We start from the raw sequence: 14,878 nt of genomic DNA, 5'->3' as shown, positions 1-14,878 counted from the left end.
AAAAAGTGCCTTATTTTAAATTAAAATGATACACAAATTGTTTGGTACCTGATGGTGTACTAATATCCATATTGCCTGTATAGTATCCCGGGGCATCGGGAAGAACGACAGTACTTACGATCTGGTCTTCCGATACCAGATCCGTGATTTTTACATCATCAGGTCCAAGGCTGGCACCATCCTTTGTAAATCCACCGCTGGATGTCCTTCTTACGCCGTCTGCAGGCCCTTTGTTATCTTCTAATTCGCCGGATGGCTTCCGGCTTTTGACCGTCAGTGTTTTACCTGAATCGAAGGTATCGGCCTGTTTTCCAGCGAGCGCTTCTTCCATCGTTACGGTTTCACAAGAACTCGGTTCTACCACAGACGGTTCTTTTTCGCGATCCTCTCTGGTATCCTCTTTGCACTGACCGTATTCATACAATTCCAATTGCAAATCATCATAAAGCACTGTAGGGATATGGTTGAGGTACTGCATATCCAACTCTTTTTCCTTTGCCTCAATCACCTGCTTGTAACCTGCCACCGACAATAACACCACCAGAACTCCTAAAAAGCTGAACAAGATTTTTTTATTCATCATAACCCTCCAGATAAAATAGTTCTTTAGTATAGATATTCTCCATTTATTTACAAATCACCTTCTAAACGCACAAAAAAACCTTGTTCAATGAATGAACAAGGTTAAAATAACTCTCTAATATAGCCATACTCCACTGGAATTGAAGTAGTATCGTTTATTTCCAATCGTATTCCAGCTGGTTACCATCGCACCGCCGCTGTTGAAGTAGTACCACTTGCCGCCGATTTTCTGCCAGCCAGTTTGCATGATGGCACTGGTGTTAAAATAGTACCATTTACTGCTTAACTTTACCCAGCCAATTTGCCCTGCGCCGCCAGAATTGAAGTAGTACCATTTTTGATTGATTTTTTGCCAGCCGGTCTGCATCATGCCGCCGCTGCTGAAATAATACCACTTGCCCCCCACAGCCGCGAGACCTGTTTGCATCGCCCCGCTCGAAGGGAAGTAGTACCACTTGCCTCCATAGCTGAGCCAGCCGACACGCATCGTGCCATCTGAGTTCAGATAATACCAGGTGCTGCCTAGCTGCTTCCAGCCAACCTTCATCTTTCCGTCTGCTTCGAAATAGTACCATTTGTTATTCCATTTCAGCCAGCCAGTCTTCAGGCTGCCTGTCACCGGATCGTAGAAATACCAGAAGCCATCTGCAGCCTTATACCAGCCGCTCGGAGCTTTCCAGGATACCGACACTACAACTTCTTCGCTATAGTGCCCTTCGTCATTATTGGCCAGGAATGACACCAAGGTCCCTTCTTTTAGCGGTGAGATCTTCAATTCAAAATATCCATTCCCATCCGCCTGCACCACGTGGAGTACACCATCGATTTCAATGTTCACGAACACATTTGTAGCTGTTTTTCCTTTTAAAATGGTGCTAAGCGTATTGATAGGCTCGACCGTTAACGGAAGCGGATCTGGCAAGTCAATGACGTTCACCTTAACACTGCCAAAGTTCCCTGCTTTATCAGTCGCCCTAATGACCAGCTCGGTACCGCCAGGCTGAACAGGAATAGAAATCGTGAATGTTCCGTCAGCAAGCGCTGTACCTGATCCGATAGCTGTACCATTTTTCAAAATTTCTACAAAAGCCCCTGGCTCCGCGAAACCTTTAACCTCTGATGACTTCTCGTTGACATATTCCCACCTGTTGATATCCACATAAGGCGGAGTTACGTCTTTTACTGTAATGATTGCCGGCTCGCTGACATTCCCGGCAAGATCTTCAGCGACTATTTTAATGACGGAATCACCCTTGAATCGATTACTAAATGTTATTGAAAAGTTGCCATTACTGTCTGCAAACGCAGAAAGAATCACTTGATCATCCTGCAGTAATTTTACCTTCGAATGAGGTTCTGCCGTTCCCTGCAAAGATGTTGACTGGTCTGTCACTTCACCAGATGTGACCACCGGTCTGGCAGGCGCCTGCTCATCCACGACAGTAACCGTTGTGATTCCACTCAGGTTGCCAGCAGCATCAAGCGCCTGGACTTCAATGACTGTTCCCGCTATCTGCGGATTTATCTCTACGGAAAAATTACCATTGTCGTCGGCAGTCGTCCGTTTTTCAGCACCAGCCACTTTTACAATTACAGCCGCGCCTGGCTCGGTACTGCCTTCAACCTTCGTTGCCTGGTCGTTCACCTTATTGACCTGCGGCGGTTCCGGCGCTGACGTATCGCTTACCATAATGGTTGTCTCCGGACTGATCCTGCCATAGCTGTCAACAGAAGTAACCGTCAGCACACTTCCGCCATGCTGAGGGGGAATACTTACAGAGAAAGCTCCCTCTGTGTTCGACTGCCCTTCCCCAACCAACACGTCATCCTTAAAAATTTTTACAGTGGAATCACCATCAGTCAGACCGGTAACAATTGTTTCCCCATCACCGACTTGATGGACTGTCGGTGCTTCAAGATTGCCGAATGGCAGCCCGTTATTAATAGGTTTATAGGCAATCGGGCTGAAACCGAGGATGGCTGATGAAAGCCGGTCGTCCCTCGCTCCGTCAAGGATTCTCCGCTTCATCTGCGCCGTATCGGTTGTGCTCCAGTAATTATTAGTTCCGTTGTATATAAGACCCCTGCCCTTTTCAACTTCTATAAAAAAGGATGGAAAGCCGAAGAAGTTATTCTCCGAGATTGTGATATTAGGAGATTTACAGTTAGGATCGCTGCAAGACATCCGGATTGACGGATAATAGTCTTCTTTATTAAAAAAAGTATTCCGATGGACCAGTACATTCGCTAATCCATTATTCAAGTCAAGCCACGCATTGTCCTGGAAAAGGTTATTTTCAATTAGAATGCTCATAGTAGGCGATCCGATCGAGACATCCCCGCCTGTAAACTCATTGTTGCGGAGGATGACTTCCCTGTACAACGAGGTAATGAGAAAGCCTCTGTTCGTCCTTCTGATATTCGCATGTTCAATATTGATAGAACTGCCTGTGAAATCGAAGCCTTTTAGCAGAACATCCTTAATGATGACTTTCTCCTCGGACGTACCCTTAACATTCAATTTGCCTTTTACATCAATCCAGGAAGGACTCCCAGAATTGATGATTTCTACACCAGGCTCAACCGTCAACGTCACTCCAGGATCAATCGTAATGATTCCAACTCTGTATGGAGAACCCTCCTTTGTCCATGTCGTATCAGCCGTGATATTACCCTGAATCGTCTCAGCACCGGCCTGCTGCAATCCCAAAAACAAGACAACCAAAAATCCAACACCCGCAAAAAACTTCTTCACACACACTTTCCTCTCTCGTTAAAAAATGCATACCATCTCCCAAGATTATATACGATTATAATAAAATGTAATATAAACCAAATTATGGTTTTACTATCTATTTTAAACTTACAGATTTTTAAAGAAAATCCTTTTGACGCAAAAAGACCGGCTAAATCAGCCGGCATCAAAATTAGAGGGTTTATTGGAGATCCGTTTATTGAATTTCTCTCTCAAAGGTCCTATGTGAGGGTTTTCGAGGAAAATTCGTTAGTGTTGAATTCTATTCTCTTTACAAAAATCACTTACTTCCTGACATATTCTTTTCTGCTGGAATTTGGTCTTGGCGGCTCGGCTATGAAGGAGTAGACGCGGTTAATCTGCAGTTCTTTGGAGGCGATTTCGAGCTGGCGGACACGCTTGGTGAGTTCGTCGACCTTCTCATTGCTTTTTCCAACCATTTTAATCAAGCTGACAAGCAGCTTTTCGATTGAATCGGTTTCGCTATACAAATGGAAGCTCCTCCCTTTGTATCGGAACAGGCTGAGGCTGCATGGAGGCCTGCGATGTATGCTGAGTTTCCCGCGTACCTGCCGGCTTCGAACTTAAAAATCGCACTCCCTCAGCAACCACTTCTGTCACATAAACACGTTTGCCTTCCTGGTTATCGTAATTACGGGTCTGGATTCGTCCGGTCACACCGAGCACTGCTCCTTTTTTACAGTAATTCGCTGTGTTTTCTGCCGTTTTGCCCCAGAGGATGCAGTGGACAAAATCAGCCTCAATTTCGCCGCTGGCGTTTTTATAATGCCGGTTTACCGCAAGCGTGATATTCGACACCGCTTTGCCGTCAGGTGTAAACCTGAGTTCCGGATCTTTCGTCAGCCGGCCGACTAGCGTTACTTGATTGATCACCTTTTCATCTCCTTTCTTCTTGATACCCCGATGATAATCCTTTTTAGAGCTGTGGTAAAATGTCGAAAATCGTGTTTTTGTCTGCAAAAACTGCGTCAAACCATCAAGTTAGCTCTGGAAATTTGAGTTTTCCACACACCTGATACTCTCAAAAATGAATTTTAGCAATTCAGAAATTTTTCTTTCGACAAATGGGCTTTTTTTCGTTTTCGATTCATACTGTGTTATAATTTGGACAAGAATTACGGGAGGTGGTTGACATGAAGACGTTTAAGTTGATTTCAATGCAGCTTGCTGATGATGATGCTTTAGTGGATATCGAAATGGAAGACGGCCTGATTATCAATAAAGAGGATGAAAAAGGGACCTGGCTCGTCGAGGTTTTTGCCGATCATAAATACATCCCTTATTTCCAGGATGCATGCGACAACGACAAAGAAATCATCGTCCAAGTCGTCATCACCAAACGAGAGAACGACCCGGCAGCATTTTTAACAAAAGTTTGCTGTGTGAAGGAGCTAAGTACGCATGCCAGCATCCTTTTAACCGGAAAGCTCACCAAGCCGAAGAGCGATTACCCGGAAAAATTGCTGGAATATTTAATGGATAAAGGCTATAAAGGCGAAGAACTGCTTGCAGAATTCAAGGAAAAGATCATCACAAGACCGCAGATTTTGCAGCCGAAAAAGGTGTAACGAAACTCCCGCTGACTAGCTGGAGTTTTTTTGTGGAGGATTTTTCGCAAGGTTATTGAACTGGCTTTCCAAACCAAAATAAATGGGCAGGAATTTGCACACCTGCCCTTTTTGCATTATTGATCGTTATTGTCCTCGTCGTTCATATCAAGGTTGTCTTCAACAGCATCTTCGCCAGGTTCATTGTTGTCTTCCATCATGTCGCCATCGTTTTCGGTGTTGATGTCGTTGTTTTCTCCGTTGTTGCCATTGTTGTCATCAATCATGCCATCATCGTCGACATTGCCATTGTCATCTGCCGGATTCTCGATATCCACATCGTCTTCCGCAGGAGGATCCTGGTCATTCGCACAGCCAGCAAGGAACATAGCCGATAGCAAAGAGCCACCGATTAACATTAATAGCTTTTTCTTCATGAGTAAAAGCCCCTTTCATTAATAGGTATTTTTGAGACCTGTTGCACGGGTCTGCAGTTAGATTGCCCACCAATGAAAAAAACTTGCATTATTTTGTAAAAAAATTGTGTGGAAAAGATTTTTATGGTTAAACGATGTATGTGCAACACAGTCTTCCAAGCAAAAAGCAAAACCCAGCTTGCTTTTTACGAAAAAAGCTGAACTTAGAGTAAAAAACCAGTAATTCCTCAGCTATTCACTACACCGGAAGCTAAAAACCTATAAATTGCACAAGAATAGTGTTCAATAGAGCCAAATTTAAGTGCTGGAAAAATTATTCTCTTAGTTCGGAGTGATAATTGCACCGTTCTCCAGCCTAATTGCATCAATATCACGATTAATTGCACCGTCTTCCTAATTATGTAAATGACGAGCATCAAAAGAGCCTCGCTGGAAGTATTATTCTGTTAGTTCAGCTTGATAATTGCACCGTTCTCCAGCCTAATTGCACCAATATCACGATTAATTGCACCGTCATCACCATTAATTACACCAACAAATCGCACAATTGCACCGTCTTCCTAATTATGTAAAAAAAGAACCCAACACAACGCATTGGGTTCCATCAAAAATCTATTTAATCGCAAATGTAATCTCCGCTTCACAAGCCAATTCGCCATCAACTGTAGCGACCGCTTTTCCTTTTCCAATCGGTCCGCGCAGCTTGATCATCTCTACTTCCAGTCTGAGCTGGTCGCCTGGTTTTACCTGCCTTTTAAAACGGCAGTTGTCGATACCAGCGAAAAAGCCGATTTTGCCGCGGTTTTCTTCTAGCTTCAAAACAGCAACTGCTCCAACCTGAGCCAAGGCCTCAACAATCAGCACTCCTGGCATGACCGGGTAATCTGGGAAATGTCCGTTGAAGAACTCCTCATTAGCAGTCACATTTTTAATGCCGACTGCCCTTTTTCCGTCTTCGATTTCAATAATTTTATCAACAAGCAGAAATGGATAGCGGTGCGGGATGATTTCTTTGATTTGAGTGATGTCCATCATAATTTAGTACCTCCTACTAATACTTACTAACCATTGTACTAAAAAACCTAACTAAAAAGGAAGGGAAACCTCCCTTCCTTCAAAAAATTATTCTCTATTTACCAAATCAATAATATGAGTCCAGGTTGACTTCTCAAAAACATCCTTCGCTTTGCCGCTTCCCATGACACCGTAGCCGAACATGGCGCCAAGCGTAATGCTTGCTGCGAAAAGAACGAGCACAATAATAATCCGAAGCCAGATCGGAATAAGGCGAACCCGGATTCTTTTCTTTTTCTCGCGTGTTTGCTTCTTCTCTTTTTTCACTTCTTCACGCGTTAATGCTTCTTGATTATTCTTGTTCAAAGCCATATTGATTGTTCTTCCCCTCTTAACGGATTCCATTCACTAGTCCGAGCATTTGATCAGCCAGTGTAATCGATTTCGAGTGGAACTGATAGCTCCTCTGTACATTGATTAAATCCGTCATTTCTTTGCTCATTTCTACATTCGATTGCTCCAGGACACGCTGCTCGATCGATACACGATCGCGCAATTGGCCAGTCAGATTAGTAAGGATGTCTCCTTCGTCTACTCCAAGTTCAGCCAGGTTGTCTGGCAATCCAAGCAGATTTCCGCCTTTTTGCTCCAAAAATTGCGGCTTCTCAACCAATACTACACCAAGATTGAATTCTTCGCTTGTCCCATCATACATTTCAGCCTTAAAACCGCCCGTTTCGTTAATCCTGAAATTTTTCACTTTGCCCGCGATTGTAATTGGCTGGTTATTCTCATCTAGTATCGCATGCCCGTCGCTATTGACAAGCATTGACTCATTATCAGACAGCGGTGATAGATAGAGTGCACCATTGCGTGTCAAACGCATCGCTGAACTTCCGTCTTCATTCTGGACCATCACCCTGTAAAATTGCCCTTCTGCCGTAAATGCCGTATCAAGCTCACGTCCAGTTGATTTCAAACTGCCCTGTGACAGGATCAGCTGGATTTGGCCAAGCCTCGCACCCGTACCCTGACGGATATTAAATGGTGTCATCCGGTTCTGCGGCTCAAGCGCATTATTCGGCTGATTCCTGTATTCCTGAACAAGCAGGTCGGTAAAAGAAGCTTCACGGCGCTTGTATCCTGCTGTATCGATATTGGCAAGGTTGTGGCTGATCATGTCCATCTGCTTTTGCAGCTGGGATAATGTATTGGTTGCGGTGATCATTGTTCTGTTCATATTTTATACCTCAATACGCTTCCTGTATAGGTGAGCGATTCCTTTTAAAATTTGATCCAGAATTCTTATTCTTTCGATTTTCCTTCTAAAATTCAACGCAGAATAATTATAGCCTTCCGATTTCGTTCGCAGCCTTATCCATGCTTTTATCATAAGCCTGGAGAATCTTCTGGTTCGCTTCGAATGCCCGGTAGGCTGACATCATGTCGGTCATCGTCCTGCTGATATCGACGTTAGATTGTTCAAGGAAACCCTGCTGCATCCTGAATTGGACGCCTGCATTTCCAACAGCAGTTGGCAGTTCGCCGCCATCTTCCGTACGGAACAGGCCATCTCCTTCTTTAATCAAGCGCAGCGGATTGTTCGCATAAGCCACCCCAAGAGTTGCTTCCTCGCCATTTTCGCCGATTAGTACACCGCCTTCATTTACTGTAAAACGATCGCTCGAGAGCTGGATTTGCTGGCCAGCTGAATTCAAAACATAATGGCCGCTCCCTGTTGTTAAATTACCCTGCGCATCTATCGTGAAATTCCCATTCCTTGTATATCGAACTGTGCCATCTGTGTTGCGCACTGTAAAAAACACCGAACCATTTTCAGGCATATTTATATCTTGCAAGGCAACATCCGTCTTCCGCCCGGTTTCTCGCAGATCACCCTGGATGAATTTCGGAATCGCTTCTTGCATATAAACCCCTGTATTGATTGTGCCGATTTCCTTAGCAAACGGCAAATTCAAGCCCTTTTCAGTCGGGATTTGCTGCTTATCAAAGCGTTGAAGCAGCATGTCGGGGAAAGCCCGCATCCCTGCCTGATCCGCTTTATACCCCGGCGTATTGGCATTAGACATATTATTTGTCAGCATTTCCGTCCTGCGCTGCTGTGCAAGCATACCGGAAGCTACAGTGTAAAAACCTTTAAACATACTTCCACCTCTATTGGAAAAATCCCTAACTTCTCAGGAAATTTTTTCACTACTTTCTATTATAAGAAATATATCGGCAAGAAACATTAAAAATTTGCAGGAAAATGTAGGATTTTGGGTTTTATTCCAGAAATATTGGTGAAAAAGCAAAAAAATCTGGAATCCTTCGTATTCACTACCGAAGCAATTCCAGATTTTATTTTTATACGATTCTGCGACGGCCTGCAATCCGGTCGATATTATCTAGCATGATTCCAGTACCTATAGCAACGCAATCCATTGGATTATCAGCGATTAAAACCGGCACCTTTAGTTCTTCCTGCATAAGTTGATCGATGCCATGAAGCAATGCGCCGCCGCCCGTCAAAATGACGCCGCGGTCAATGATATCTGCGGACAATTCAGGTGGAGTCTTCTCCAACACTGTTTTTGCCGCCTGAACGATTACAGCGACTGATTCCCTCAATGCTTTTTCTATCTCCTCAGAGCGAACGGAAATTGTGCGAGGAAGTCCGGATACCATATCGCGTCCGCGGATGTCCATTTCCTCACTGCGGCTGCCTGGGAAGACAGTTCCAATTTGAATCTTGATATTTTCAGCTGTTCTCTCACCAATCAACAGCTTATATTCACGTTTAATGTAATTTAAAATTTCAGCGTCAAACTTGTCGCCGGCCATTTTAATGGACTGTGATGTAACAATATCGCCCATTGACAGGACAGCTACATCAGTCGTCCCGCCACCGATATCCACAACCATGTTGCCACTAGGCTGGAAGATATCCATGCCAGCGCCGATTGCCGCAACCTTTGGCTCTTCTTCAAGATAGACCTTCTTGCCGCCACTCTTTTCAGCAGCTTCCTTAATCGCCTTTTGCTCAACGCTTGTAATATTCGTCGGGCAGCAAATCAGGATGCGCGGCTTAGAAAGGAAGCCTTTTACATTCAATTTATTGATGAAATGCTTAAGCATAGACTCCGTTACATCGAAATCTGCGATTACTCCATCTTTCAACGGTCGAATCGCTACGATATTGCCAGGTGTACGCCCAACCATTTGGCGCGCCTCTTCCCCAACAGCCAAAACCTTATTCGTATTCTTATCAATCGCCACAACAGACGGTTCATTCAAGACAATTCCACGGCCTTTAACATGGATCAACACATTGGCAGTACCAAGGTCAATCCCGATATCCCTAGCAAACATTCTTCTTTTTTCCTCCTTGACAAATGCGCTGGCTGCGGCTGATTTAGCCTCGTTATCTCAGCTGTCGAAACCCCTCATCTATGTAAAAATAGATCGCGATGTCCGAGATTACACAGACGCTGCCGCAATCTGCGAACCATATTCTACCCTAATTGTTTATTTTATCACAACAATATTAAATAAGTAACTTCCAACAAAAAAATTTGCAACAATTTGTTTAAATTTGTCACATATAAGTTACCAAGCAGAAGGGCCTACCCAATAAAAGAACCCGAGATCTCTCCCGGGCCTTTCACATCAACCTTATTCTTCCTCAACCTTCACCTTGCGTCTGCGAACCAAAACAGTTGCTGCAGCCGCGATCAGGCCAATGGCTCCTGCCAGTGTGCCTCCCAGTAGAGGTTTGTTTTCAACAAACTTTACGAGCGCGCCTTTTTTGACGATCTCAAATGAAATGACTTTGCTTTTCTCATTTCCTGCATCGTCATAGGCCGTTACTTTGATTTTGTATGGCTTGATTTCTGCCAGTTTTGTTTTGATCACCTGGTAGCCGTTTTCTTCGATGACATCGCCTTTGAACAGCTCGCCGTTAATCTCGACTGATTTCAGGGTGTCATTTGGATTATCCAGGCGGATGGTGATTTCTACTGGATCGTAGTATTTCTCTTTTTCTTTTACCCCTTCAACAACAACTTTCGGCGCTGTTTTGTCGATGATGAACTCCACGCTCAGCTGCTGGATGTTGCCTGCCTTGTCTTTTACCTCGAAGAACATGACGTGCTTACCTTCTTCCTTGATGTGATCGCCGGCTTCATATGGCTTTCCATCAAGCATCATCGCAATGATGTCATAGGCGCTCATATCCTCGATCAGCAGCTGTGGCAGCAAGTCTGTATTGAAGTACTTGTTCGAGATTGGCTCTTTGAACTTGATGACAGGTGACGTTTTGTCGATCGTAAAGACGATTGTCCTTGTTGTCACGTTTTCTGCCAAATCTGTGACTACAGCTTTAAGGATATAATCCTGTTCATACTCGAGCTTCGTTCCATTTTTAAATGGCTTGCCGTTCAGAGTGACAGATGTTTTGCTAGAGTCTAAATGAATATCCGAATACGTCACTTTTGGCGCGATGTCTTTGTTGAAGAACCCATCGAGCACGCCGGAAATATCGAGCTTCGGTTTTGTTGTATCAAGTGTGAAGCTGATTTCGAGCGATGTTTCATTGCCTGCCTTATCGCGGGCCAGGACCTTGTATGTGTATTTCATTTCTCTGGCAGCAACCGGAACATTACGTCCCAGGTTCGGACCATTGTTCAATGTAGCAGAGACAATCATGTCCTCTGACTCATCAAGCGCAAACTCTGGAGTGAACACTTTATTGATGAACTCACCGTTCTTGATCACACGGTTTTCGCCTTTGAATCTCGGCGTGATTATCGGTTTAGTCTTGTCGATCGTGAATTTCATCGTGCTGCTGAAGCTGTTGCCCGCCTTGTCAGTCGCCTCCACAAGGATTGAATAATCGCCTTCCTTGCTGAAGTTATGACTTAGTGATGCGACGCCATTTCTCACTGAGAAGCCGCCAACTCCGTATCCAGCTCCATTCCTTGTGACAGTGATCTTGTTGATATCCAGATTGACGTCCCTGATGGCGACGCTGACCGGTTTATCAACATTATAATAAGCATTATTCTCGACACCTTTAATTTCAATCGCTGGCTTTACCTTGTCGACTGTGAATGTCATTTTCTTCGTAACAGGGCCATTGCCTGCTTTATCCGTAGCTGTCGCCAGGATTGTGTACAAGCCATCCTGGGTAAAATTGTAGCCCAGCTTCGAAAGCTTGCCGCTGTTTTTCCAGGTGCCGATTTTGAAGTTCGAACCATCTTTTGTTGCTGAGACATCCACATTGTTTGTGGCAAAATTAAGCTCATCAATAGAAATGGTTACATTTTTACCAGATGGGTTGAATGAGTTGTCTTCAACCCCATCGATCTTGACTACCGGGTTCGTCTTATCGATAATGAAGGCAATCTGGTCATGTTTCTTTTTATTGCCTGCCTTATCAGCCGTATTTAGATTGATGACATAGCTGCCTTCTTCCTTGAATGTAAAATTCTTGACTGCAGCCGTTTTCCCTGACAGCTCTGGTGCGCCGATGCTGTATGTCTTGCCATTTCGGCTCACACGTAAATTCGTTTGCGACAGATCTACATTGCGGTCAGAAATCTTGATATTCACCGGTTTGTCTTTCCGGTAGTTATGGTCATCTTCCACGCCGGTGATGCTCAGTTCCGGTTCTACCTGGTCGATCGTGAAAAGAATTTTTTGCTCAGCTGCTTCATTGCCTGCAGCATCCTTCGAGCTTACAGTGATTTCGTAATCGCCGTCCTTCTCGAATTTATATCCCAATTCTGATCGTTTCGCGACATTTTTCCATTCGCCAATGGAGTAGTTCATCTTCACTCCATCCACTTCAACCTTGCGCGTAACTTTCAAATCCACCTTGTTATTCGCGAAATTCCGTTCTTCGACTGCGATATTAACATCACGGCTGCCATTGTAGTACTTGCCGTCAGTTACGCCAGTGACCTTGACTTCAGGTTTTACATTATCGACTGTAAAATGAAGCTTCTGCTCTTCTGCTTCGTTTCCAGCTTTATCCTTAGCTTTGACGCTAAGTTCGTAATCGCCGTCCTCATCGAACTGATGGCTCAGTGCAGAATCTTCCGCGGTATTTTCCCACTCACCGATCCAGTAGGCTTCACCATCTTTTACAACAGCAATATCAACGTCATTGAATTTGAAATTATGTTCTTTTACCTTGATCGTTACCGTATTGCCCTTCTGGATAAATGCTCCGTCTGCAATACCTTTTGCTTCGACTACTGGAGCTGTATAGTCAATCGTGAACTTTACTGGTCCCAAGGAATTTTCAAAGCCGAGGAAATCAGTTGATTTCAGGCTAATTTCGTAATCCCCCTCTTCAGTGAAGCTCAGCTTGCGGATCGCTTTTCTCAGACCGCCAGGAGTCAGGGATTCATTCCATTTCCCATCCCCGAGATTAAAGTCTTCCCCATCCTTCTTAACAACAAGTTCCGTCTTGCTCAAAAGGAAGGTCAAATCCTGGATCGAGATTTCAAGATTTTCAAGCTTAGGATAATGTCCGTTATGCTCAACCCCGAAAATCTTCAATTCAGGTTTTGTGTTGTCGATCGTGAATTTGATTTCTTCATGCTTTGTTGTATTGCCCGCCTTATCCGTGGACTCGATGTTGACAATATAGTTGCCATCCTCGGTGAACGAGTGAGTGCCTGCCACATCTTTCCCTGTTATGTTCAAGAATTCATCGTCATTCCTCGTCACATTAATCTTCGTTTGCTCCCAGTCCATATTCGTATCGCTGACGCTGATTTTCAGATCACGCGATTCTTTTGGAGGCCCATCTGTCTGTTCCTCTGTTTTCACGATGTTTTCAACCGTTAACTGTGGAGCTGTTTTATCGATGGTGAAAGTCACAGGTTCAATTGAGTCTGAATGGCCAAGACCATCCGTAGAACTCAAGCTGATCTCATATTTCCCTTCTTGTGTGAAGGTATGTTCCACCTGCGCCTTAAACAGGTTCGCAAGTTTTTCCAGTAATCCAATCACGTAATTCTCAGTGTCTTTTTTCACTGTCAACGCTGTTTTAGTCAGATCGAGCGTGATATCAGACACCTCAATCGTCAAATCCTTGTCAGTGTTGAAATACTTTCCGTTTACATCTTCAGAAAGACTGAACGCCGGCTTTGACTGGTCCATTTTAAAGCGCAGCGATTTTTCCTCAGAATTTCCTGCCCCATCGGTTGCTGCCAATGTGATCGTATATTCGCCGTCTTCTTCTGCTTTAAAAGTTGCCTTCCCTTTATTGAGAGTTACTGGACTTGTTGTTTCTTTTCCAGTGATATCCTTCCTCGTCACCTCAAGACTTGCTGTGCTGTGGTGGGCATCCTCAACAGTTGCTGTAATTTCCCTGGCAGCATCATAATCCTTCCCGTCACTCACACCATCGATTGTCAGTGTTGGCGACGTCTGGTCAGCAACGAACTTGAAAGGTGTGAGGTTGTATTCCTGCCCATTCCTATGGCTTTCCTTCGCCCATACCCGGAATTCGTATTGACCATCTGCTGCTACTGGATAGCTAAGCGTCGCTTCCCAGCCAGACACCGTCATATCCTTTGTTTCAAGTTCTTTTCCGTCTTTAAAAATAGCCACCGTTGCCATGCCGAGCGAAATTCCGCTTGTCAATTTAAGGTCAAGCTGTTTCGCATTCGTCACTTCTTCGCCTGAAAGCTGCTCTGCACCGTGTAATACCGATAGCACAGGACCTTTAGTGCGGATTGAAAAAGAGACCGTTTTTTCAGGACTTGCATTGCCAACTGCGTCCTCAGCTTTAACAGTAAGGGTGTACTCACCTTCCTGTGAAAAAGAATACGAGTTATTTGAGGTTTCAGCCGTATTTTTCCATGCAGGCATGTTTGTGTAATCCTTGCCATTCCTAGTTGCGGTAACAGTAACATCATTGCTTGTAAAATGCTTTTCTGTCACTTCAACATCGACCGTAACTTCTTTAGTGGAAAGCTCACCGTCAGAGATTCCCGACAGTGTGACTTCCGGAGCTGTGGCATCCCTGTTAATGCTGAAGGCATGGACGTTAGACTTTGTGCCCCATGCTTCGTTTTCCAGCATTTCAACCTGAAGGTCCAGACGGCCTTCGCCACTGAACGGGACATTCACCGTATACTTGCCGGCAAATTGATCACCGCCGACTTCCTGGTATGTAATTCCGGTGACCTGATTTCCATCATGCGCAGCCATCACATTGAACGGCCGCTCTGCCGGAGGGGTCAGTGACGCGTTCGCAAAATCATCGCTAAGGTCGACTGTAAAAGTGATATATTCTTTGTTCGTCATCCAATTTTGATTGAAAGAACCCGAAAGCATATTCCACGTCTGGCCTTCGAATTCGACATTCCTGCTCACACCCCATAGGTTTGAAAGCACCCGGCCATTAAAAACCAGGATGGACGAGATCAAAACAAGGATAACAGGTATGGCAATGACCCATTTCCTGCTCGTTTTTTTCTTGCGTCTTGGTTCCATCATCTTTG

Annotated in this window: 12 protein-coding genes; 1 reads left to right on the top strand and 11 read right to left on the bottom strand. The window is 44.5% G+C overall.

What is annotated here, in order from left to right:
- Window positions 1-10: 10 nt before the first annotated feature.
- From AB5I83_RS08200 to ssb, 4 genes are all read right to left on the bottom strand, one after another.
- Window positions 11-583, bottom strand: a complete 573-nt coding sequence (locus AB5I83_RS08200; protein ID WP_448974379.1) for a hypothetical protein — start codon at window positions 581-583, stop codon at window positions 11-13.
- 114 nt (window positions 584-697) lie between these two features.
- A complete protein-coding gene (locus tag AB5I83_RS08195) occupies window positions 698-3,337 on the bottom strand; it encodes an Ig-like domain-containing protein (RefSeq protein ID WP_448974377.1) in 2,640 nt (879 codons plus the stop codon).
- Window positions 3,338-3,621: 284 nt separating this feature from the next.
- The gene (locus tag AB5I83_RS08190; RefSeq protein ID WP_167830947.1) at window positions 3,622-3,828 is read right to left on the bottom strand and encodes a hypothetical protein; all 207 of its coding nucleotides are present in this window, start codon (window positions 3,826-3,828) and stop codon (window positions 3,622-3,624) included.
- Window positions 3,821-4,231, bottom strand: a complete 411-nt coding sequence (ssb, locus tag AB5I83_RS08185) for a single-stranded DNA-binding protein (RefSeq protein WP_448974376.1) — start codon at window positions 4,229-4,231, stop codon at window positions 3,821-3,823. The genes AB5I83_RS08190 and ssb overlap by 8 nt, the downstream gene beginning before the upstream one ends.
- A 260-nt stretch (window positions 4,232-4,491) precedes the next feature.
- On the opposite strand from ssb, the gene AB5I83_RS08180 reads away from it, so the two are divergent.
- Window positions 4,492-4,926, top strand: coding sequence for a YwpF-like family protein (locus AB5I83_RS08180; RefSeq protein WP_448974374.1), 435 nt, complete (start codon window positions 4,492-4,494; stop codon window positions 4,924-4,926).
- Window positions 4,927-5,042: 116 nt separating this feature from the next.
- On the opposite strand, the gene AB5I83_RS08175 is transcribed toward AB5I83_RS08180, so the two are convergent.
- The 7 genes from AB5I83_RS08175 to AB5I83_RS08145 form a co-directional block, all read right to left on the bottom strand.
- Window positions 5,043-5,342 carry a hypothetical protein gene (locus AB5I83_RS08175; RefSeq protein ID WP_448974372.1) on the bottom strand — a complete coding sequence of 100 codons (300 nt, stop codon included), beginning with the start codon at window positions 5,340-5,342 and terminating at the stop codon, window positions 5,043-5,045.
- A 612-nt stretch (window positions 5,343-5,954) separates the two neighbouring features.
- On the bottom strand, window positions 5,955-6,377 hold the full coding sequence (gene fabZ, locus AB5I83_RS08170) for a 3-hydroxyacyl-ACP dehydratase FabZ (protein WP_167831147.1): 423 nt from the start codon (window positions 6,375-6,377) through the stop codon (window positions 5,955-5,957).
- Between the two features lie 87 nt (window positions 6,378-6,464).
- Window positions 6,465-6,728 carry a DNA-directed RNA polymerase subunit beta gene (locus AB5I83_RS08165; RefSeq protein ID WP_226086165.1) on the bottom strand — a complete coding sequence of 88 codons (264 nt, stop codon included), beginning with the start codon at window positions 6,726-6,728 and terminating at the stop codon, window positions 6,465-6,467.
- Between the two features lie 19 nt (window positions 6,729-6,747).
- Window positions 6,748-7,596 carry a flagellar hook-basal body protein gene (locus AB5I83_RS08160; RefSeq protein ID WP_448974370.1) on the bottom strand — a complete coding sequence of 283 codons (849 nt, stop codon included), beginning with the start codon at window positions 7,594-7,596 and terminating at the stop codon, window positions 6,748-6,750.
- A gap of 106 nt (window positions 7,597-7,702) precedes the next feature.
- Window positions 7,703-8,521, bottom strand: a complete 819-nt coding sequence (locus AB5I83_RS08155; protein ID WP_448974368.1) for a flagellar hook-basal body protein — start codon at window positions 8,519-8,521, stop codon at window positions 7,703-7,705.
- A 202-nt stretch (window positions 8,522-8,723) separates the two neighbouring features.
- Entirely contained in the window at window positions 8,724-9,728 is a 1,005-nt protein-coding gene (gene mreB, locus AB5I83_RS08150; RefSeq protein ID WP_167831143.1) for a rod shape-determining protein, read from the bottom strand.
- A 303-nt stretch (window positions 9,729-10,031) separates the two neighbouring features.
- Window positions 10,032-14,873 (bottom strand): Ig-like domain-containing protein, encoded by a 4,842-nt coding sequence (locus AB5I83_RS08145; protein ID WP_448974365.1) that lies wholly within the window; start codon window positions 14,871-14,873, stop codon window positions 10,032-10,034.
- Window positions 14,874-14,878 lie beyond the last annotated feature (5 nt).

This window comes from Mesobacillus sp. LC4 (assembly GCF_053543455.1).
Note: the sequence above shows the minus strand (reverse complement) of the source record. Positions and strands in the feature narration are given on the sequence as shown.

Bases quoted from the DNA above. Each gene is read 5' to 3' on its own strand.
- AB5I83_RS08175 (WP_448974372.1), bottom strand. From the start codon at position 5,342: ATGAAGAAAAAGCTATTAATGTTAATCGGTGGCTCTTTGCTATCGGCT.
- AB5I83_RS08155 (WP_448974368.1), bottom strand. From the start codon at position 8,521: ATGTTTAAAGGTTTTTACACTGTAGCTTCCGGTATGCTTGCACAGCAG.
- AB5I83_RS08145 (WP_448974365.1), bottom strand. From the start codon at position 14,873: ATGATGGAACCAAGACGCAAGAAAAAAACGAGCAGGAAATGGGTCATT.
- AB5I83_RS08160 (WP_448974370.1), bottom strand. From the start codon at position 7,596: ATGAACAGAACAATGATCACCGCAACCAATACATTATCCCAGCTGCAA.
- AB5I83_RS08180 (WP_448974374.1), top strand. From the start codon at position 4,492: ATGAAGACGTTTAAGTTGATTTCAATGCAGCTTGCTGATGATGATGCT.
- mreB (WP_167831143.1), bottom strand. From the start codon at position 9,728: ATGTTTGCTAGGGATATCGGGATTGACCTTGGTACTGCCAATGTGTTG.
- AB5I83_RS08165 (WP_226086165.1), bottom strand. From the start codon at position 6,728: ATGGCTTTGAACAAGAATAATCAAGAAGCATTAACGCGTGAAGAAGTG.
- fabZ (WP_167831147.1), bottom strand. From the start codon at position 6,377: ATGATGGACATCACTCAAATCAAAGAAATCATCCCGCACCGCTATCCA.
- AB5I83_RS08200 (WP_448974379.1), bottom strand. From the start codon at position 583: ATGATGAATAAAAAAATCTTGTTCAGCTTTTTAGGAGTTCTGGTGGTG.